The sequence below is a fragment of the Bradyrhizobium sp. Leo114 genome, assembly GCF_055229415.2.
This window is the reverse complement of the sequence record NZ_JBUYEN020000034.1, coordinates 14,641-33,525: the sequence shown is the minus strand read 5'-3', so window position 1 is coordinate 33,525 and position 18,885 is coordinate 14,641. Positions and strand designations below refer to the sequence as shown.

Annotated in this window: 20 protein-coding genes and 1 pseudogene; 13 read left to right on the top strand and 8 right to left on the bottom strand. The window is 61.0% G+C overall.

The features are described 5' to 3' along the window. From ACZIRK_RS32135 to ACZIRK_RS32095, 9 genes are all read left to right on the top strand, one after another. The gene (locus tag ACZIRK_RS32135) at window positions 1-1,461 is read left to right on the top strand and encodes an aldehyde dehydrogenase family protein (RefSeq protein ID WP_130226137.1); all 1,461 of its coding nucleotides are present in this window, start codon (window positions 1-3) and stop codon (window positions 1,459-1,461) included. 116 nt (window positions 1,462-1,577) lie between these two features. After that, window positions 1,578-2,834 carry a metal-dependent hydrolase family protein gene (locus tag ACZIRK_RS32130; protein ID WP_130226138.1) on the top strand — a complete coding sequence of 419 codons (1,257 nt, stop codon included), beginning with the start codon at window positions 1,578-1,580 and terminating at the stop codon, window positions 2,832-2,834. 16 nt (window positions 2,835-2,850) lie between these two features. Next, window positions 2,851-3,741 carry a carboxylating nicotinate-nucleotide diphosphorylase gene (gene nadC / locus ACZIRK_RS32125; protein ID WP_130226139.1) on the top strand — a complete coding sequence of 297 codons (891 nt, stop codon included), beginning with the start codon at window positions 2,851-2,853 and terminating at the stop codon, window positions 3,739-3,741. A 46-nt stretch (window positions 3,742-3,787) separates the two neighbouring features. Next, window positions 3,788-4,531, top strand: a complete 744-nt coding sequence (locus ACZIRK_RS32120) for a pyrimidine 5'-nucleotidase (protein ID WP_474418820.1) — start codon at window positions 3,788-3,790, stop codon at window positions 4,529-4,531. Window positions 4,532-4,679: 148 nt separating this feature from the next. Beyond that, window positions 4,680-5,813: an ABC transporter substrate-binding protein gene (locus ACZIRK_RS32115; RefSeq protein ID WP_474418819.1), complete on the top strand. Its 1,134-nt coding sequence runs from the start codon at window positions 4,680-4,682 to the stop codon at window positions 5,811-5,813. A gap of 16 nt (window positions 5,814-5,829) precedes the next feature. Then, entirely contained in the window at window positions 5,830-6,714 is an 885-nt protein-coding gene (locus ACZIRK_RS32110) for a branched-chain amino acid ABC transporter permease (RefSeq protein ID WP_130226142.1), read from the top strand. Beyond that, window positions 6,711-7,607, top strand: a complete 897-nt coding sequence (locus ACZIRK_RS32105) for a branched-chain amino acid ABC transporter permease (protein WP_130226143.1) — start codon at window positions 6,711-6,713, stop codon at window positions 7,605-7,607. Before ACZIRK_RS32110 ends, ACZIRK_RS32105 begins: the two co-directional genes overlap by 4 nt. Further along, the gene (locus tag ACZIRK_RS32100; protein WP_130226144.1) at window positions 7,604-8,377 is read left to right on the top strand and encodes an ABC transporter ATP-binding protein; all 774 of its coding nucleotides are present in this window, start codon (window positions 7,604-7,606) and stop codon (window positions 8,375-8,377) included. Before ACZIRK_RS32105 ends, ACZIRK_RS32100 begins: the two co-directional genes overlap by 4 nt. Then, a complete protein-coding gene (locus ACZIRK_RS32095) occupies window positions 8,370-9,074 on the top strand; it encodes an ABC transporter ATP-binding protein (protein ID WP_028167117.1) in 705 nt (234 codons plus the stop codon). The genes ACZIRK_RS32100 and ACZIRK_RS32095 overlap by 8 nt, the downstream gene beginning before the upstream one ends. A 363-nt stretch (window positions 9,075-9,437) precedes the next feature. Here the strand turns inward: ACZIRK_RS32095 and ACZIRK_RS32090 are convergent. The 3 genes and pseudogenes from ACZIRK_RS32090 to ACZIRK_RS32080 all read right to left on the bottom strand — a co-directional run. Then, a pseudogene (locus ACZIRK_RS32090) lies at window positions 9,438-9,578 on the bottom strand (integrase core domain-containing protein); the annotation flags it as partial. Window positions 9,579-10,596: 1,018 nt separating this feature from the next. Beyond that, window positions 10,597-11,217 (bottom strand): general stress protein, encoded by a 621-nt coding sequence (locus ACZIRK_RS32085; RefSeq protein WP_028168916.1) that lies wholly within the window; start codon window positions 11,215-11,217, stop codon window positions 10,597-10,599. Between the two features lie 14 nt (window positions 11,218-11,231). After that, entirely contained in the window at window positions 11,232-11,552 is a 321-nt protein-coding gene (locus ACZIRK_RS32080) for a PepSY domain-containing protein (RefSeq protein WP_028168917.1), read from the bottom strand. Between the two features lie 473 nt (window positions 11,553-12,025). On the opposite strand from ACZIRK_RS32080, the gene ACZIRK_RS32075 reads away from it, so the two are divergent. Further along, window positions 12,026-12,841 carry a hypothetical protein gene (locus ACZIRK_RS32075; protein WP_165435236.1) on the top strand — a complete coding sequence of 272 codons (816 nt, stop codon included), beginning with the start codon at window positions 12,026-12,028 and terminating at the stop codon, window positions 12,839-12,841. Between the two features lie 331 nt (window positions 12,842-13,172). Here the strand turns inward: ACZIRK_RS32075 and ACZIRK_RS32070 are convergent, their stop codons facing one another. From ACZIRK_RS32070 to ligD, 3 genes are all read right to left on the bottom strand, one after another. Further along, complete coding sequence (locus ACZIRK_RS32070; RefSeq protein ID WP_028168919.1) at window positions 13,173-13,358, bottom strand: hypothetical protein; 186 nt, start codon at window positions 13,356-13,358, stop codon at window positions 13,173-13,175. 314 nt (window positions 13,359-13,672) lie between these two features. Further along, a complete protein-coding gene (locus tag ACZIRK_RS32065) occupies window positions 13,673-13,888 on the bottom strand; it encodes a hypothetical protein (RefSeq protein ID WP_130226147.1) in 216 nt (71 codons plus the stop codon). Between the two features lie 199 nt (window positions 13,889-14,087). Then, a complete protein-coding gene (gene ligD, locus ACZIRK_RS32060; protein ID WP_130226148.1) occupies window positions 14,088-15,008 on the bottom strand; it encodes a non-homologous end-joining DNA ligase in 921 nt (306 codons plus the stop codon). Window positions 15,009-15,132: 124 nt separating this feature from the next. Here ligD and ACZIRK_RS32055 point away from each other — a divergent pair, with 124 nt between their 5' ends. Then, the gene (locus tag ACZIRK_RS32055) at window positions 15,133-15,324 is read left to right on the top strand and encodes a DUF3606 domain-containing protein (RefSeq protein WP_028168922.1); all 192 of its coding nucleotides are present in this window, start codon (window positions 15,133-15,135) and stop codon (window positions 15,322-15,324) included. A 735-nt stretch (window positions 15,325-16,059) separates the two neighbouring features. Here the strand turns inward: ACZIRK_RS32055 and ACZIRK_RS32050 are convergent. Further along, a complete protein-coding gene (locus tag ACZIRK_RS32050; protein ID WP_130226149.1) occupies window positions 16,060-16,386 on the bottom strand; it encodes a hypothetical protein in 327 nt (108 codons plus the stop codon). A gap of 531 nt (window positions 16,387-16,917) precedes the next feature. Beyond that, window positions 16,918-17,130 carry a DUF6894 family protein gene (locus ACZIRK_RS32045; RefSeq protein ID WP_130226150.1) on the bottom strand — a complete coding sequence of 71 codons (213 nt, stop codon included), beginning with the start codon at window positions 17,128-17,130 and terminating at the stop codon, window positions 16,918-16,920. A gap of 398 nt (window positions 17,131-17,528) precedes the next feature. Here ACZIRK_RS32045 and ACZIRK_RS32040 point away from each other — a divergent pair, with 398 nt between their 5' ends. Both ACZIRK_RS32040 and ACZIRK_RS32035 read left to right on the top strand, forming a co-directional pair. Next, window positions 17,529-17,831, top strand: coding sequence for a hypothetical protein (locus ACZIRK_RS32040; RefSeq protein WP_130226151.1), 303 nt, complete (start codon window positions 17,529-17,531; stop codon window positions 17,829-17,831). A gap of 711 nt (window positions 17,832-18,542) precedes the next feature. Beyond that, on the top strand, window positions 18,543-18,866 hold the full coding sequence (locus ACZIRK_RS32035) for a DUF2934 domain-containing protein (RefSeq protein ID WP_474418818.1): 324 nt from the start codon (window positions 18,543-18,545) through the stop codon (window positions 18,864-18,866). Window positions 18,867-18,885: the final 19 nt, after the last annotated feature.

The window sequence follows — 18,885 nt, the reverse complement described above, 5'->3', positions numbered from 1 at the left end:
ATGACGATTGCACTCCCGCCAGTTCGGCTGACGCCATTCATCGGCGGCATTTTCCAGGAGCCCGGCGAGCGCGAAGAGGCGATCCTGGATCCAGCGACAGGCGAACTCGTCGCCCGCGTCGCCCCGGCAAGTTCAGGGCAGGTCGTCGAGGCGATCGCTGCAGCCCGCCGCGCGTTCGATGAAGGCGGCTGGCCGCGGATGCCGGTGTTCGAGCGTGGGCAAATGTTGCGCGCGATCGCCGACCACATCATGGCGAGAGCCCAGGATTTTGCACTGCTGGAAGCCGTGAACGGCGGCAAGCCGATCTCCGGAGCCCGGCGCGAGGTCGCCGGCGCGGCGCGCGTGTTCAGTTACTACGCCGGTGCGATGGACAAGTTCTTCGGTGACACCATCCCAGTCGCCGACAATTTGCTGAACTTCACTCTGCGCGAACCGCTCGGTGTCGTCGCGCAGATCACGCCATGGAACTTTCCGTTACTGGCGGCGGCATGGAAGCTGGCGCCTGCTCTCGCCGCGGGCTGCGCCTGCCTGCTGAAGCCGTCGCCGCTGACGCCACTATCGACACTGCTGCTGGCGGAGGTCATCGCCGATTGCGGCGTGCCGCCCGGCGTCGTCAACATTCTCCCCGGCGGCGCAGAAATCGGGCAGTTGCTCGCTGAATATGACGCCATCGACGGCATTTCCTTCACCGGATCGACGGCCGTCGGCACCGCCGTGATGCGAGCAGCTGCCGGCACCATCAAGAGCGTTGCGCTGGAGCTCGGCGGCAAGAACGCATGCATTGTGTTTGCCGACGCGGATATCGGAAAGGCCGCCAAGAGTGCGATCGGCGCCGTGTTTGGCAATGCCGGCCAGTCCTGTTCAGCCCGCTCCCGTTTGCTCATCCAGCGGTCGGCCGTTGAAGCGTTCACAGAGGCGCTGGTCGAGGAGGTCGCAGGCCTGAAGCTCGGTTCGCCGCTCGATGCCGCGACCACGCTGGGACCTTTGATCTCCGCGGCTCATTGGGACCGTGTCAACCAGAGCGTCCGCAAGGCGGAGCAGGATGGTGCCCGGCTGGTGACCGGTGGTCACCGGCCCGCTGGTCTGCCGAACGGCAATTTCTACCTTCCCACGATCTTCGCGGACGTCGCGCCGGAACTCGGGCTCTATCGCGACGAGGTCTTCGGTCCGGTCTGCAGCATCACACCATTCGACACCGAAGCCGACGCGATTGGCATGGCAAATGCTTCCGCCTATGGCCTGAACGGTTCGGTCTGGTCGCGTGACATCGGTCAGGCCCTGCGCGTCGCGAAGGCCGTACGGACCGGAATGATTGCCGTCAATGGATTGCCGAGTGCCAGCTCCACCAGCGTATTCGCGCCGTTCGGCGGCTACAAGCGCTCCGGACTCGGCCGCGAACTGGGGATGAATGCGCTGTCGTTCTACACCGAGACGAAGACCGTTACCGTGGACCTGACATGACGGGACAATCTGTCGCACAGGACCAGTCCGGTGGACCCATGGATTGAACGGCACTTGGTACTTCGCCCCGGTTTCGGCCCTGTTAGCCTTTCCCTTGAAACAAAGGACGTTTCTGAATGCTGTCTGCGATTGTCGGGGGCACCTTGATCGATGGACTCGGAGGCGATCCGGTCAAGTCCAGCGTCGTGGTGATCGAGAGCGGGAGAATAATCGCTGCGGGCTCCGAGGCAAATATAGCAATTCCTTCCGGCGCACTGCGGCTGGACGCATCAGGACGCACTATTCTTCCCGGCTTCATTGACTGTCACGTGCACGGCACTTATCGGGCACGCGATATGCGCCAGCATCTGCTAAACACGCCGACCTACAACGTCCTGCGCTCGATCGACATCCTTCGCGAGACGTTGGCCTGCGGAATCACGACGGCCCGTGACATGGGCGGAGCCGATGCCGGGTTCCGCGCCGCGATTGAAGAAGGGCTGATCGATGGTCCTCGGCTGCTGATCTCGCTCGGCATGATCTCGCAAACCGGTGGTCACGGCGACTATTGGGTGCCGGCGGACATGCGCATCAAGAAGCGAGCCTGGCTACCCGATACGGTTGCCGACGGCGTCGAGGACATCCGCCGCCTGGTTCGCGAACTGCTGATGCGCGGCGCGGACTTCATCAAGATCTGCGCGACCGGAGGCATCACCTCGGTCACCGATAGCTGGGACGAGCCGCAGTTCACCATCGACGAAATCCGCACGGCCGTCGAGGAGGCTGCCGCCAAGCGGCGACGCGTTGCGGTGCATGCCGAAGGCATAGATGGCATCCGAAACGCGGTGAAGGCCGGCATCCATACCCTCGAACACGGCTGGTTTCTCGACGAGGAAGCTGCCGACGAGATGATCAAGATGAACACCTGGTGGGTGCCGACCCTCGCGCTGGTGCCGCTATCGGTAAAGAAGCGGGCCGACGACAAGTCCTGGGCCGGGCACCAGATGGGTCAGGAAGACGTCAAGGACAAGCAGATCTACAACCTGATGCAGGATCAGATTCCGATCTGGAAGGAAGCGGTCCGGCGCGGCGTCAAGGTGGCCATGGGCACCGATCAGTCGCATCGCCTTCTGGTCGGCGAGAATATGGTCGAGCTGAAGTTCATGGTGGAATGGCTCGGCATGACGCCGATGGAAGTGATCGTCGCATCCACCAGCAAGGCCGCGGAATGCATCGAACGGCCCGAGCTTGGAGCGCTTGCGCCCGGCAAGGTGGCCGACGTCCTGGTGGTCGACGGCGATCCGCTCGCGGACATTGGCGTAATGGCAGATCGCTCGCGGCTGCACCTCGTCATGAAGGCCGGAAAGGCTTTTACCAACAAGCTTTCTTCCTGATCAAAGGATCAATCCGATGAAACTGAATCGCTTTATGATCCGGCCGCTTGTCGAGCAGGCTCTGCGCGAAGAACTTGGGCCCGGCGACACTACCGGCGGCTTCCTGGTCGGGGAGGATCCGGTCCAGGCCGCGCAGATCTACGCCAAAGGCCACGGTATCGTTTGCGGCCTGCTGCTGGCCGACGAGACGATCAAGCAGATCGATCCCGATGCGCGGGTCGAACACGCCGTCCAGGACGGTGACAGCGTGAGCCCAGGCACCGTGCTCATGCGCGTCCAGGCACGCGCCTCAACGTTCTTCATCATCGAGCGCAATTCTCTCGACTGGCTGCAGCAGATGTCGGGCATCGCGACCAAGACCCGCCGCTATTTCGATCTGGTCAAGCACACCAAGGTCCGGCTGACCGATACGCGCAAGGGCTGGCCGGGACTTCGGATGATCATGAAGTACGCCGTACGCGTCGGGGGTGCTCACAACCACATCTTCAGCCTGGCCAACTGCATCCTGGTCAAGGACAATCACATCAAGATCGCCGGCTCGATCACCAATGCGATCGAGACGCTGCGGGCGACCGCTCAGCACACGTTCAAGATCGAAGTCGAATGTGAAACTCTGGAGATGGTCGAGGAAGCACTGTCGTGCGGCGTCGAGATCATCATGTTCGACAACATGGACATCGGCGAAATGCGCGACGGGCTGAAGCTCGTCAACGGCCGCGCCATGACTGAAGCATCGGGCGGCATCAACGAACAGACCATCGTCCCCATCGCCGAGACCGGCGTCGATATCATCTCGGTCGGCGATCTGACCCACTCGATTCGAGCGCTCGATATCAGCCTCGACGTCAAGGACATCAAGCCGAGCGCCCATCGCGCGATTAAACGGATGAAAGAGGCTGTGGCCTGAGGAGGAGCAAACGACCCATCTCGACTTCCAGCCATTGAGCGACGTCATGATCGTCTCGGCAAGTGCAGGGGAAGTTCAACGAGACGGCGACGTGCGCGAAGCCTTTGCGCATGTCGAGAACTGGATTTTCGATCTCGACGACACGCTCTATGCGCGCTCGATTGGTCTGCACGAACAGCTCAGGCGGCGCGTGGTGGCGTTCATCGCCGACCACATGAAAATACATCTTGCTGCTGCGGAGGCGATGCATCTCGACTATTACGAGCGATTTGGCTCGACGCTGCAGGGAATGGTCGAACTGCACGGCGTGGCGCCGGACGAATTTCTCGATTTCGTGCACGACATCGATCTGTCGGCGCTGAGTCCGAATCTGCGCTTGATCGCAAGCATCACGGCACTGCCGGGCAAACGCGTGGTTTTCACGAACGCATCACGCGGCCACGCATTGGCTGCGCTCGCTGCGATCGGCCTATCCGACGTCTTTGACGTCGTGGCCAGCATCGAGGACAGCGGCTACGTCGGAAAGCCGCATCGGAGCGCCTTCGAAAATCTGTTTGTCAGGCACGGGATCGATCCAACGGCGACCGCGATGTTCGAAGATCGCGCGGGGAATCTCGTCGCCCCTCGCGAGCTCGGCATGAAGACCGCGCTTGTCGTCGATCCGATCCTTCATGTCGATCGGTTAAACGGTGTGCAAGAGCCTGATCACGTCGACGTCGTCGTGACGAATCTCGCGGTGTTTCTCGATGAACTGCAATTCAAGCGTGAGTGCGGAAAGAACGGCGCGTAGCGCGCACGAGGCGTAGAAAATTGGTTTAATAAGTAAGCAGAGAATGTCTGATCTTTGCTCTCGCGTGTGAACAAAAGTGATGTAGCTTTATTTTCGGTCGATCGCGCGAGTAGTTACCGCGAGAGACAATACTCGAAGGGACTTCTCGATGAAGAGATCGGTGTTTGCGTTGTTGCTTTCTGCAGCCGGTGCGATGGCATTTTCCAGCGCGGCTCTGTCGGAAACGCCGGTCAATATCGGCATCGTGCAGGCGACATCGGGTGGGTCGGCCGCCCTGTACGGTCTAATGCAGAAGAACGGCGCGGAACTTGCGATCGACGAGATCAATACGTCGGGCAAGCTCGGTGACTACAAGCTCGTCGGGATTCATCAAGATGACGCCGGTGACCGTGGTCAGTCGGTGAATATCTTTCAGCGCCTGATCAATCAGGAAAAGGTCGCGGTGATCCTGGGGCCGACGCTGGCGACCTCCGCATTCGCTGCCGACCCGCTGGCGCAAAAGGCCGGCGTTCCCGTCATCGCGAGCTCGAACACCGCGCCTGGCATCACGGACATGGGTGACTACATCTTCCGCACCAGCCCGCCGGAATCGATGGTGTTCCCGGGCGTGCTGGCTTACGTGAAGAAAAAATACTCGCCGAAGACAGCCGCGCAGATCTACGGCATCGACGACACCCTGATGAAGTCGGCCTATGCGGTCCACAAGAAGGCGCTGGAGTCCGAAGACATTAAGATCGTCGCGACCGAGACGTTTCAGAAGGGCGACGTCGACTATTCGGCTCAGCTCACCAAGATCAAGGCAGCCAACCCCGACATTCTGGTAATTGGCGGCCTCGCCGAGGAAACCGCGAACATCGTCCGCCAGGCCCGACAGCTCGGTATTCCGCCGTCAACGGTCATTCTCGGTGCCAACGCGGCGATCTCCAACAAGCTCGCCGAGCTTGCCGGTGCCGCGGCGGACGGTTTCACCGTCGGCTCAGGCTGGTTCATTCAGTACGACAGCCCCAAGAACAAGGCGTTCGTCGAGGCCTATCGCAAGAGGTACAGCTCCGACCCCGACAACTTCGCAGCTCAGGCCTATACATCGGTCTACGTCGTTGCCGATGCGGTCAAGCGCGCTGGCGGGGTGTCGGACCTCAAGAAGCTGCGCGACGCCATCGCGGCGACCAAAGACCTGGAAGCGAACAACGGCAGCTTCTCGTTCGATGCGCACCGCGAGCCGGCAGTGACGCCGAAGGTCTTGGTTATGAAAGGCGGCAAGTTCATCTTGGCCGCCGACTGATCCGTAGGGATCTGCGATGTCGACCTTCTTGCAGCAGCTCGTCAATGGCATCTCGCTCGGATCAACCTATGCCGTGTTCGCGATGGGATGCACGCTGATCTTCGGCGTGTTGAACATCGTCAATATGGCGCAAGGTGCGTTCTTCATGGGCGGGGCGTATTTTGGTCTCGAAGCTGCGCGGCTGGGGTTGCCGGCGCCGCTGGCGCTCGCGGTGGCGCTAGCCGGTGGTGGTTTGCTCGGGATGCTGAGCGAACTGGTGATCTTCCGCACGTTGCGGGCACGCGGCGGGCATCGCTGGATGGGATTGGTGGCCAGTCTCGCCCTGGCGCGCATGATGGTCGGATTGGCGCAGGAGATTTTCGGCACCCAGGTTCAACGCTATCCGGCAAGCGATCTCATGCAGATCTCCTGGGAAATCGCGGACGTCAGGATCCAGTTGTTGCAGGTCGTGCTTCTGGTTGTTTCGCTGCTGCTGATGGCGTTGCTGGCCTTCGTATTGCAGCGAAGCTCGATCGGCCGGGCGATCAGAACCGTGGCGTTCAGTGAGGATGTCGCGCGCATCGTCGGCGTTCCAGTGGGCCGAACAATTCTGGCGACCTTCTTCCTGGCGGGTGCGCTGGCCGGTGCGGCGGGCATGCTGCTCGGCAATCTGTTCAACGTGGTTTCGCCGTTCATGGGCGAGCAGATGCTCGTGAAGGGGCTCACCGTCATCATTCTCGGCGGTCTCGGCAATGTGCCGGGTGCCGTCGCCGGCGGCTTCCTGCTGGGATTGATCGAGGTCTTCAGCGTCGCCTACGTGTCGTCGTCCTTTCGGGATGCGATCGGTTTCGGGTTGATCTTCGTCATCCTGCTGGTCAAGCCGAACGGATTGTTCTCCGGCTTTGAAGAGCGCCGCGCATGAGCGCCTGGATCAGCCAGTTTTTCGCGAGCTATTCGAACATCATCGATTTATGCCTGCTCAATTCGCTAGTCGGCTACGGCCTTTTCCTGGCGCTGAGCGCCAACATGTTCTCGCTGGCGACCGGTGGCTTTATGGCGTTGGGGGCTTATTGCAGCGTGTACTGCACGATGGAGCTCGGCTTTCCGTTCGCGCCGGCGGTCTTCGCGGGCGCGCTGCTGGCGGCCCTTGGGGCTGCAGCGATTGGAGCGCCGGTGCTCCGTTTGCGGGGCGACTACTTCATGCTCGCGACGTTCGCGTTCACCGAAGTGATTAGAGTGATCGCATTGAACTGGGATAGCGTCACCGGAGGCGCCATCGGCATCTTCAGCATTCCCCGTCACACCGAGACGTGGCACCTCGCGCTCGCCGTCGCCGTCGTCATCTACGTCGCTTACACCCTGCGACGTTCCTATTTCGGCCGCGCGATCGCCGCCATCAAGCAGGACGACGTGGTCGCCCAGTCAATGGGCGTCAATGTGTTCATGCATCGCCTGTCGCTGTTCATTGCCAGCGGATTCATCTGCGGCGCAGCGGGCGCGCTGGCCGCGCATCTCAACTATTTCATCGGGCCGGGCGATTTCGGACTGGTGCGCAGCGTCGATGCGCTGACCTATCCGATCCTGGGTGGCGTCAATGCACTCGCCGGTCCGCTGATCGGCGCGATCTTCACGACGCTGCTGCCGGAGGCGCTGCGCTTCTCGAATCAATTGCGCGAGATCCTGATGGGCGCGCTGGTCGTGGCGATCGTGCTCTATCTGCCGGGCGGTGCGATGTCGGTCTTCAAGCTGCGCTGGTTCGGAGTGCGGGCTGGTGAGACAAAGCTCGCGGCGGCTACCGAGCAGGCGCAGTCATGATCGGCGTCCAACTCGAAGTATGGAAAATCGCCAAGCGCTTCCAGGGCATCGTGGCGGTCGACAGCATTTCGTTCGTGGCCGCAGCCGGGCAGGTCACCGGCCTGATCGGACCGAACGGCTCCGGCAAGACCACCACAATGAACATGATCACCGGGCTATATCCGGCCGATGCGGGCCGGATTACGCTCGATGGTGTTCCGCTGACCGGCTCGCCGCCGCATCAGGTGGCCGCGCGCGGCGTGGCGCGCACGTTCCAAAACATCCGGCTGCTCGCCGACCAGTCGGTGCTCGCCAACGTGACGCTCGGAACGCATCTCGGTCATCGTCGGAGCATTCTGGCGGTGCTGGCGCGTCTGCCGGGCGTCGCTCGCGAGGAGAGGGAGGCGGAGGGGCGCTGCCGCTCGCTTCTCGACGAACTCCGTATTGGACATCTTGCCGAGGTGTTGGCCGGGAATCTTTCCTATGGCGACCGGCGTCGTGTCGAGATCGCTCGCGCCCTGGCAACACGACCGCGGCTGCTGCTGCTCGACGAGCCGGCGGCCGGAATGAATCATTCCGAGAAGGAGCAACTCGCCGATCTGATCCGGCAGATCAAGGCGTCCGGCATTACGGTTCTGCTGATCGAGCACGATATCGACCTCGTCTCCAAGGTAACCGACCACATCGTCTGCTTGAACTTCGGCCGTGAGATCGCTGAGGGTACGCCTGCGGAGATCCGGAACAGCCCGGCTGTCATCGAAGCTTATCTGGGGCGCGACGAGGCTGCTTGAGATCCGCAAGCTCAGTGCCGGCTATGGCCCGGTCGATGTGCTGGAAGGCATTTCGCTTTCCGTCCCTACGGGATCGTGCGTCTGCCTGATCGGTGCGAACGGCGCGGGCAAGACCACGACCTTATCGGCTATCTGTGGGCTGGTCGCAGCATCATCGGGTGACATCCTGCTCGAAGGGCAGTCGATCCGCCGCGCATCTGCCGACGTGATCGTCCGACGGGGCGTGAGTCTGGTGCCGGAAGGCCGCCGGGTGGTATCGAACATGAGCGTCGAGGACAATCTGCTGGTTGGCGCCTATACGCGACGCGACGACCAAGTCGGCGCCGATCTGGAGAGCGTGTATCGTCGTTTCGGCCGCCTGCGTGAGCGGCGCAAGCAATTCGCCGGCCAGATGTCCGGCGGTGAGCAGCAGATGTTGGCGATCGGCCGCGCGTTGATGGCGCGGCCGAAGCTGCTCTTGCTGGACGAGCCGTCGATGGGCCTCGCGCCGCAGATCGTCAACGACATCTTCCGCACCATTCGCGAGATCAACGCCGCCGGCACGACGGTGTTGCTGGTGGAGCAGAATGCGCGCAAGGCGCTCTCGATCGCCAGCTACGGCTACGTGCTCGAATCCGGCGGGATCAAATTGGAAGGTCAGGCGGGTGACTTGCTGAAGTCGCCACAGATCGTCGCCGCGTATCTCGGCAGTGCGTAGGACCGATCCATGAGTTGCTCGACCATCTCGTGCGACAATTTGACTGCCAAGGCCAGGTTCTGCTGCATTTTCGATCGGAGCTGCCGCAATTCGAAGCAATCGGGCTGCCGCGGTCGAAGCAAGCATACGAGCCGTGCCAAATCGCGCGGGGGCGATGGAACGCGTGTGATCACCCGTTGAGCACCGATCCCGGCAATCCCTCCTGTCTGTACCGAAAACCTGAGCTCGGGCGTAGTGGTGGTGAAGTCCGCCAAGGATGGCGTGTGATTTAATGCTTCCGGTTCGCTGAACCGGGCGAGCAACCGGCGCGTCTTTGTCCAACGACCGGCGCGTTCGGATGTCGTTGTAATAGCGTGCGTAGGATCGCAAAATCCGTCGTAGATGCGTCTCACCAAAGACGAGGATGTGATCTAAGCACTCGCGGCGGATCGATCCGCTCAACCGTTCGGCAACTCCATTCTGCCACGGCGAGGCCGGTGCAGTAGGCTTGTCGCGGATGCCCATGGAGCGCATTCGGCGCGACGACGCTGCCATAGATCCGGTCGAGATCTCGGATGAGGTAGCGCGGAGCCTGGTCCCAGGGAAATGCCTCCGTGAGTTGACGTGCAACCCATTCGGCCGTCGGATGTGCTGTGACGTTGATCCAAACGAGGGCTCTGCGATCGAGCCGGACGATGACGAGAGCATAGAGCGGTTCGAAACCGATCGTTGGAACGACGAACAAGTCCATGGCGGCAATGTCCGGCGCGTGGCTGCGCAAGAACGTCCGCCATCCCTGGCTGGGCGGCCCGCGTCGCCTGACCATGTACTTAGCGACGCTCGACTGCGCGACCTCAAACCCGAGCTTCAGCAGTTCGCCGTGGATGCGCGGCGCGCCCCAAAGCGGATTTTCGATGCTGATCCGCCGGATCAACACGCGCAGCTCGGTGTCGATCTGCGGTCGGCCTCCCGAAGATCGTGACTTCCAACGCCAGTAGCAGCGAAAACCAGTCCTGTGCCAACGCACGAGGGTCTCGGGCCGGACGATCGTGAGGACGGACGAGATTGATGGAAACCAACGATACAGCTGGACAAAGAACCAGCGATCATGGTTCGTGAGCCGGACGCGACCCTGCAGCCTCCGCCGCAAGACCATCAACTGATGTCGAAGCGCCGCGTTCTCAGCTTCAAGCTGCAACCTCGACCTGAACGGCGAGGTCACGACGGCCAGCACGAAATAGAGAAGCCCGATCATCCCGCCACCTTAGCCGAATCCGTCACATCATCAACTCGGACAAGGTTTTCGGTACACGCGGCGACCATCAAGGGCCGCCGCCAAACAGGCGAGCCCGATGATGTAAGGCATGTCACGTTTCTCACGCGGCGTCATCGCATCCTGTCTCAGGAGAGGGGCGCTAACTTTCGTGGGGGGAGCGCCGGGGCTGCGCTTTCATCTGCGGTCGATCATTGGGCTCAAGGCGGCTAATGAATCAACGCTCTTTCCGGGAAGAAAGAACGACCCGCCGAAGCGGGTCGTCCGGCGCTATCGCCTTTGTGCAGTGTAAAGCTCACGCTCCCTGCGCACGTCTTCGGCTCCGTAGGGTTTGGCCGACGGATCGAAACTCTTCCAACCCGACTTTCGCCAAGCGGAGCTGCGGTCGTGGAGATTCACAGCGGACTGATCGAGGATTGATTCCAGCCGTCCTCGATCGGCGTCAGCAACCCGCGCTGATACCAGCGTACCACCGCGACGAACGCCCTCGGCGTATAGCGGAGCCTCTTCCTCCGAGACCCCTGCTTGGGTCAAGGCGCCAACAACACCGCCAGTGGCAGCACCAGCAGCCGCGCCCGCCGCCGTGGAGACGAGCCACCCGGCAGCCACCACAGGTCCTAAACCCGGAATGGCGAGCAACCCGAGCCCCGTTAACAATCCAGCCGCAGCCCCAACTCCGGCACCGATCCCGGCGCCTTTACCGGCACCTTCGGCGCGATCATCCACGCCGTCGGCATCACGATCCACCTTTCTATCGGCGCTGTACCAGTTGTCCGAATTATTGGCGACAATGCTGATGTCAGAGTGAGGCACGCCTGCCGCCTCCAGGCCGGTAACGGCCCGTTGCGCATCGGCGTAGTTGTCATAAAGGCGTGAAATTGTAACGGTCATGTCGAGGTGCCCTCTTACTTAGCCGAGTTTACGTTGCCTTGAAAATCCAAGCTGACATCGGTCGGCGAGCCGCCTTTGTTGGCCTTGGCGCGCCACACGCCGTCGTCGTCCTTTTTCAGAGACGTGACATTCGAGTAGCCCGCCTGCTCGATCCTCGACTTTGCCTGGCTCTCGGTGAAGCTGTTGCGGCCAGCCACGGGGGCGCTCGAATTGTTTTGTCCCGAACTGTTAACAGCACTGTTGTTCGGGCCAGATTGGGCGGGGGGATTTTGCCCTATCGCCGGGCTCGCTGAGAGCACCGCAGTCGCCAACACTGCCAGTAAGGTACGCTTCATTTGTTATGATCCTCGTTGGAAGATGCAGAGGTCCAACAACTGAGCGCTGAATGATGTGTTCCTATTTTTCCCAGTCGACGCTGTCGCATCCGCGCACCGAGTCATGTCTCATAAAAGAGAGCCCCCGTTCCGTCGGGGGCTTCTGCATTGTCGCAACTGAAGGCCAAAGGACATCTATCCCCAACAGCCGGAGCCAACCTGCCATGCCGACCGGGAGTTCAATCACGTGCATTAAGGAAGGCGGAGTTCGACCGCCCCGGCGCCCGACGAATCAGGAGGGGTTGCGCTGGGGCGTCGCGTGCTCTCGGCTGACCCTTTCGGAGCACCCTAGTGATCAGCGGGAGAGAGCGCTTACCGAAACAAGGCACACTCGATGCCGCGCGTCTGTGCACTTGTGACCAAATGGCTAAGAAAAAAAATGACCGTGCAGAGTGGCGCGATCATTTAGCTGGTTAGGTCGGGCTGCATTCACCTTGCTCTACGACGAGCTCTCGGCAAATCGGGCAGGTGATGACTTCCCCCTCGGCCTGGTAAGCCGTGTCGGCCGGGACATCCTTCCCGCAAAGCGTCCAGAGCACCCTGACGCCGGGATGTATGTCGGCGCCCTCACAGGCATGCACAACGCCGCGACCATCGCGCCAATAGATCGGCTTGCCGTCGATGGTGCGAAAGTCGCCGGCTCCGGCTCCGACCACTCGCGTGGTTCGATCGAGCTTTCGATCTCCTCGCCAGGAATCCGCCGCATGTGGCTCCCGGTCATCGAGACCGCTTCGAAACCCTCGGGCAGGTCGGGCGGTGTCTTCTCATCGCTCGGATTGCAGGCCGGGCAGGGCATGCCGGCGCCGCCGCAGGTGCAGGCGTGCTCGCCCAGCCACGGCTTGGCTGGATGGTTCTCGCAGACCCAGCGGCAATTGTCGCAGCGTGCGCACCACTTCATTTCAGAGGTGCCTTTGAGGCGCCGCACCTTGCATTCGGCCGATTTCGGTCGCTGGTTGCGGGCACGCGGATTCTCAGCCTGCATGCCTCCGGCCAGCCGCGCGCAAACATCGCCGGAACAGATCCGCGGCTGCTCACTTACTCTCTGCTGCTGCCACTGTACATTGCCTGGTGACGCTATGAGAGAAGGCGATCGCAACATTCTGCTGCTTCGTATTACCAAGAATCTATCAGACCGTCTTACGCAGGGGGTACGCTTGAGTCGTACTGCCGAGGATCTGTCAGCCCGCCTTCAGCAGGTGGCGCGCTTGAGAGCAGAACTGGAAGGACGCCTCGGCCACCTCATCGCCTGAGCTTAGGAACTCGCTTTCCAGCTGACTACCGGAACGACGACGCGCGGCTGATCGTTGTCGATGTTCCCGCGGGCCGTCATTAGGTCCTCTGGCTAGCCAATCTCGACCTCCAGCAGCACCATCGCGACTGCGACAGGCCTTGGTCGCTGCAGAAAAACGATAAGTCTTCTTCGTTTTTGCACCGCCGGCAGATAAGGAACAAAGGGTCCGCGCGCGAAGTTGGATGGGTGCGCACAGACGATCACCAACCGGGTGTGCGCTGCCCCCTCGCCGCTCGGTCTTACCCCCGGCCGGGCTGCGTTTTATCCCCGCAATGGCCGGCGGTCGGGATTCAATCGCTCGGATCTACCGAGGAGGCCGCGATCGCTTGCTCTACATCCCTGACCAACGCTCGGTGGTGTTCGGCAAGCTTGGCAAAGAGTGCTTTCTTCGTCGCGTTGGTCGCGAGCTTGCTGATTAGATCGCACTCGTCGGCTTCATTCCGAAGCTTTTCCAAGTGCGCTTGCATGTCTTTCATTTCGCCTGACCAAACTTAGGGCTTCGTCCAGCTCAGCTGCCCGTTCGGCTTGCCTCGCTTGCCGGAGCAGCTTATCCTGCTCGGCGCCCGGTGCAAGATTTCTGGCGCGCGTGCGAGCCTGCTGGGCTGGGCTGAGGTGACGAGCCGCTCCCGCAGCGAGCCGATCGGCGTGGATCGATTCTCGCTTTCGTTTGCATCCCATGCAGAATTTTCATCGCCGGTCTGCCCAGATACATTAAACTATGTAAATGCCCTGCGCACGAGGCCTTGATGAGGCGCGGCGGCATGCGTCCCGCGTCCAAGAGGAAAATTCATCAGGTCTCGACGCTGACCAGCTCGAACGTGTTACGCAGGTCGATGCGCTTCAGCACCGCGTGGACGTCTCGATTGTCCAGCAGTCCCAGCAGCCGATGAACGGTGACGGTGGCGTTGCGCGGCTGTCCCGGCTCTATGTTCTCCCCGAGCACACGACGGGCAGCTTGAACGGCGTCGACAATGATCTCGTAATCGGTGCGCGCGAATAAGCTCAATCGGTACCGTCTTCCTTTGTGATCGTGTCAGCCTTAAAGCCCTCCGGCAGGTCTGGCGGCGTTTCCTCGTCGCTGCGGTTGCAGAACGGGCAGGGGATGCCCGCTCCACCGCAGGTGCAGGCGTGCGCCTAACCACGGCTTCAGCGGGTGATTCTCGCAGACCCAGCGGCAATTGTCGCAACGGGGGCACCATTTCACCTCAGAGGTCCTCCCGCAGGCCTTTGAAGAACGGATGCCGCACCTTGCCCTCCGCCGATTTGGCGCGGTACTCGACCTCGGCGAGCAGCTTCGGCTCAACCCAGATGCCTTTGTGCGCGATCCGCTTCGTGTAGGGCTGCGTCTTGCGGATCAGCGGCGTTAGGCGCTTCTGCAAATCGGCGGCCGACACCTTGTCGAAGCCGTGGTCGACCTTGCCAGCGTAGATCAGCTCGGCGCCCTTGCGCCGGCCGAGATAGACGCCGTCCCATTTTCCTTCGTCCAGGGCGAAGCCGGCGATCGTCAGCGTCTCCCGCTGCGCATACGGTGTCTTCACCCAGTTGCGGCCGCGGCCTGAGACATAGGGGCTGTCGGCGACCTTCGAGACTACGCCCTCGTAGCCGACCCTGCAGGCGTGCTCGAACATCTCACGGCCGCCAATCTCGAAACTCTCGCTGAACTGGATGTCGGTGCTGGCGATAAGTTTCTTCAATGCGGCCTTCCGCGTGGAGAGCGGCAGCTTCCGCAAGTCGTGGCCATCGAGATAGAGCAGGTCGAAGGCGACAACGACGATTTTTTTCGATCGGCCCTTGAGCTCGTTCTGCAGCACCGAGAAATCCGTCGTGCCGTCTTTGGCCGGCGCGACCACCTCGCCGTCGATGACGTCGCTGCCGGCGGAGATGTGCCAGGCGTCGTCGGCGATTTTGCGGAAGCGACGTGTCCAGTCATGGCCGCGCCGAGTGAAGATCTTGACGGCCTCATTGGCGATGTGAGTTTGGACGCGGTAGCCGTCGAACTTGATCCCGTGAATCCATCTGGCGCCGGTCGGCACCCGCTCAATCTCCGTCGCCAGCGCCGGCTCGATGAAGCCCGGGTATGGCGCCTTGGTACCGAGCGCTGCCGGCCTTCTGCGCTGAAACGCCACTCGAAACCTCCACGCAAAGAAGGCGGATTCAAACTGGTATAGGTCAAATCGTTCCGACGATCGCGGCAGACCGGAACCGCGAAACCCTATCCTGCGTTGCGTCATGACGACAAGGGAGGCCAGAATGGCAAAAGCGAAGAAGCAGACGACGCGAGGCCGCAAGCAGGACCGAGCGCGGGTCGCCGGCGGACAGCGGCACGAGGTCAGCTACGAGTCGAAAAAGACAGGCCGATCGGCATCCGCCGTGAAGAAGGCAGTGAAGAAGGTTGGCAATAGCCGCAAGCGGGTGGAGAAGCGGCTCGCGCGCAAGAGATAGAAACGGCTCGGCCCAGAGTGCATTACTAGCGCGGCCAAGCCGTGCCAACGCGAGCGGCCCAGCCAGCCGCCGACCTCGGGACCTCAGCATCCACTTTGCCGAAGCCCTTCTTACATGAGGCACGAGCGCCCCAAGGTCCAACCCGATTGCATCTTTTTCCCAACCTGCGGAACGGAGGCGTTGCTGATTTCGTTCTACAGTCGGGCGATTCCGGTGCGATGGCGATGGAAGATTTGCTTCAACTTGTCTTGGTTGTTGTCTTTGCTGCGGTGTTGATGGCGACTAGCCAAGCGTTTACGCATTATCGATCGTCAAGAAACGCCGACGTGCCTGCTGCTGCAGTGATTTTGCGTGCGGAGAGACCGGCGTTCCCTCCTATTTGAGCACGCCTTGGTATCAAGGGAAAATGTCAGCTCTGCTTCCTGCGGCGCCTGATCAGCCAATAGACGCCGTAGCCAACGGCAAGGATCGGAAGACTTGCACCAGCGATCGGCCCGGGGGCTGCGCTGACGTTTTTGTTCTGACCGGGCGCGTTCTCGCAATTTCCCCTGTCATTGCAGGCTTGCGCAGGCGGGGGCATCGTCGTCAGAGCGAGGGCCAAAATCGCGGCGGCTATGCCAAAACCGACCTTCATTGCCTTCTCCTTTGTTGCCGACCGACATTTAATGTGAAATTAAATGACATATTAAAAAGTTAAAGCTGCAATAAATTAATTACCGAACTTTCCCGATCATATCAGGTTACTTCCTTTCCAAAGAAGGAGGGCGGCTGGTATGCGCGCTTCAGCACGCAGTGCCAAAGAACTTTGCGAGCAACTCGCGTCAGATACCGATGTGCTCGCACAAAAGATGTCGGATTTGCTTTCGCTTCGAAAATTCGTTGCTGACGCTGAAATCGTCGCCGCTTCGCATGGTAGCATACCGAGCGCGCCGCTAATGGGCCTTGATGGCCCTGCTGCTGGCGGAAGGAGCGGGCGTTTGCCGTATCGAACTGTTCAATAGATCGCGCAATGCAATCAAGTTTTCCAACGTCATCACAATGCGCGCACGAACGCGCTTTCATGTTCATGCTCAGAGAAAAAATGTCGGATCTCATTTCGCTTCGAAAGATCGTTGCAAACGGAAGGGGAGCGCGAAGCAGAAGATTGAGAGCATCTGCTAAGGAGAGAGAGGGGATCGCGTCACACGTCTGACGTGGGCTGGCCTTCCACGACTCGTCAAGTCAGTGGTGACGTCACACAAACTGGCCACGTTTTATTTCGCCAGGGGTCACCGGTCGCGAGCTTAAAGTCTGCGCCCGCGACCGGTTTACGTTCTGTTCGCCGTCGGCCAAATGCCCGTATTTGCAGGTGCCGAAAACGAGACGGCTCTAGTAGGGGGCCGAGGGGCCGTTTCGGAGGGCTCCAGTTTAAAGAACGGAAGCGACCCCGCTTCGTGGAGACGGAGCGAGGTCCACTCCCGCTATTTCCCGGCGTCCCAACAGACGCGCTTTGCTAAGAGCAGGCAAATTTTTGGGGCAGGTGTCCTAACTCGGAGAGCACTTGGTGCTCGTCAACGGGCTGGCTTTATCGTGGCTCCGTAGCGGGCGCGCTGTTCATCCTTCTTCGCTAGTGATGCCGATTCGGTAAAGCAAACGATCACCAGCCTTGACATCGAGGCTCCAACTCTGCCCCGGCTGAAAGGATGTTTCGATGTCGCGGGTCAGCAACAGAGCTTCCTTCCAGGCGGCGCGATCGTCTCGAAGCTCCGTTCCGACTTCGTCCCGAAATGGGAACTTTCCGCTGATGTGAAAGGAGTAACGGGGCATTGACGGCAAATCACGACTTTCCGTTCGCAAACGCGACCTTCCGCAAACCGTTCCTAGACGGCTGGGCTAGGAACGTTAAACCGGTCGGGTGAATTGAAGTTGATGCGGGGCCAATCGGCGCCCGGGAAGCGAGCGCGGACCAGTGTACCGGTCATGGCTGAGCACGGAGATATTTGCCGCACGCGAGCCGAGCACTGCCGGCAACAAGCCGCGAAGGCCGCCTCTTCGATAGACAAGCAGCAACTGCTGCGGCTTTCCGAAGAATGGCTGAGGCTCGCACAGCGACCCTCATTCGGGGACGAGTGGGCTGCCGACGGCAGTCAGGCTATCGGCCCCGCTCTCAGGCATCCACCGGTTCACTGAGCGCCCGCAGTCAGATGAGTGAGAAGGAAAGAACCATGAAGACGATCTATTTCGCTTCGGTTTGTGGCGCCATCCTTTTGGCAGTCACCAGCTTCGCAAATGCACAAGGAACGGGCGTTAGTGCAAACCGCGATCAGGGCGTCACGCCCAAGCAATGCTGGGACGTCAGCAATAACATCATTCGCGAAAAGAACCCGACCTCCGCTGCATCGTCGGAAAAGGCACCTGAAACGACTGTGGGCTCAACCGCGCCGGGCGCAACCGGTTCTGGCGCTTCTGGCTCAACCGGCTCCGCTGGAAATGCGTCAGCACGTTCGGCGGGAATGCCGGATTGCTGACACGCCAAAGAGCTTTGCTTCGTCTAGGCCGCGGTGGGCACCTTCCGTTCGGGGATGTAGGTCACTTTCTCCCCCTTTCGCGCAACCGGCCGGAGGTTGCCGGAGGGGTGCCTGGCTCGGGCTTTTAATGCCGGAGGCGGGGATTCGACTCTTGGCCGACCTCATAGATCCTTCTGCTTCAGAAACTGCGTACCGAGGCTGTGTGCACTTTTAGACCGAAGCCAGCACTGATTGGGCGTAGGCTGGCTTCATCGCCGTACCGTCCCAAGGCTATTTAGCGGTGACTGAGAGTGTTGTGCTCCCGCCTGCATTAAGGATGGAGCGCGTCATGAAGAGACGCCGTTTCAAACAAGTTTTGTCCCTCCGTGATCGCTTGATCGAGCACGCTAAGCTGGCCCGCCAGCAAGCCAACAAACTGCCGCCCGGCAAAGAGCGCGAAAACCTACTGCGAAGGGCGCGGCAAAGTGAGACAGCCTCCCACATCGATGAGTGGCTTAGTTCGCCCGGCCTGCGGGCACCGCAATAGACCATGCCGGAGTACCGAGCCTATACCGTCGGGCTGGACGGCCATATCATCAGCTCAGAACCCATGATCTGCGCTGATGACGAAGAAGCGATCGAAAGGGCTCGGCGGCTGGTCGAGGGCCATGGCATCGAGCTTTGGAGCGGGGCGCGCCTCGTGGCCCGGCTTCCCGGACGAACAAGCCGAAGATGAACAATTTTGCCCCCGCCGATTTATTTCTGGCGGAGGTGACCATGAGCCATAGCATCGATCGCCAAGAGTTAGAGCGCCAACTCGAACAGGCGAAGCGGCTGGCTTCTGAGATAACCGACCAAACGACCTATCAGCGGCTCAAGGCGTTCGTCGAGGATCTGAGGGAGAGCCTGCAACGGCGCCTAGCCGCGCGGCGGTCCAAGCAAGCAATCAGGGCTCGCGCCCACGAACTCTGGGAACAGCACGGGCGGCCTACGGGCCGAGACCTCGAGTTCTGGTTCCTGGCAGAGCGGGAACTTAGCGAGGATGAAAACGAGTGAGCACGCGTCCCGAAGGGGA

Excerpts from the sequence above, each read along its gene's own strand:
- ACZIRK_RS32135 (WP_130226137.1), top strand. The coding sequence starts at position 1 with ATGACGATTGCACTCCCGCCAGTTCGGCTGACGCCATTCATCGGCGGC.
- ACZIRK_RS32130 (WP_130226138.1), top strand. The coding sequence starts at position 1,578 with ATGCTGTCTGCGATTGTCGGGGGCACCTTGATCGATGGACTCGGAGGC.
- nadC (WP_130226139.1), top strand. The coding sequence starts at position 2,851 with ATGAAACTGAATCGCTTTATGATCCGGCCGCTTGTCGAGCAGGCTCTG.
- ACZIRK_RS32120 (WP_474418820.1), top strand. The coding sequence starts at position 3,788 with ATGATCGTCTCGGCAAGTGCAGGGGAAGTTCAACGAGACGGCGACGTG.
- ACZIRK_RS32115 (WP_474418819.1), top strand. The coding sequence starts at position 4,680 with ATGAAGAGATCGGTGTTTGCGTTGTTGCTTTCTGCAGCCGGTGCGATG.
- ACZIRK_RS32110 (WP_130226142.1), top strand. The coding sequence starts at position 5,830 with ATGTCGACCTTCTTGCAGCAGCTCGTCAATGGCATCTCGCTCGGATCA.
- ACZIRK_RS32105 (WP_130226143.1), top strand. The coding sequence starts at position 6,711 with ATGAGCGCCTGGATCAGCCAGTTTTTCGCGAGCTATTCGAACATCATC.
- ACZIRK_RS32100 (WP_130226144.1), top strand. The coding sequence starts at position 7,604 with ATGATCGGCGTCCAACTCGAAGTATGGAAAATCGCCAAGCGCTTCCAG.
- ACZIRK_RS32085 (WP_028168916.1), bottom strand. The coding sequence starts at position 11,217 with ATGACCGTTACAATTTCACGCCTTTATGACAACTACGCCGATGCGCAA.
- ACZIRK_RS32080 (WP_028168917.1), bottom strand. The coding sequence starts at position 11,552 with ATGAAGCGTACCTTACTGGCAGTGTTGGCGACTGCGGTGCTCTCAGCG.
- ACZIRK_RS32070 (WP_028168919.1), bottom strand. The coding sequence starts at position 13,358 with ATGAAAGACATGCAAGCGCACTTGGAAAAGCTTCGGAATGAAGCCGAC.
- ACZIRK_RS32055 (WP_028168922.1), top strand. The coding sequence starts at position 15,133 with ATGGCAAAAGCGAAGAAGCAGACGACGCGAGGCCGCAAGCAGGACCGA.
- ACZIRK_RS32050 (WP_130226149.1), bottom strand. The coding sequence starts at position 16,386 with ATGAAAGCGCGTTCGTGCGCGCATTGTGATGACGTTGGAAAACTTGAT.
- ACZIRK_RS32045 (WP_130226150.1), bottom strand. The coding sequence starts at position 17,130 with ATGCCCCGTTACTCCTTTCACATCAGCGGAAAGTTCCCATTTCGGGAC.
- ACZIRK_RS32040 (WP_130226151.1), top strand. The coding sequence starts at position 17,529 with ATGAAGACGATCTATTTCGCTTCGGTTTGTGGCGCCATCCTTTTGGCA.
- ACZIRK_RS32035 (WP_474418818.1), top strand. The coding sequence starts at position 18,543 with ATGAACAATTTTGCCCCCGCCGATTTATTTCTGGCGGAGGTGACCATG.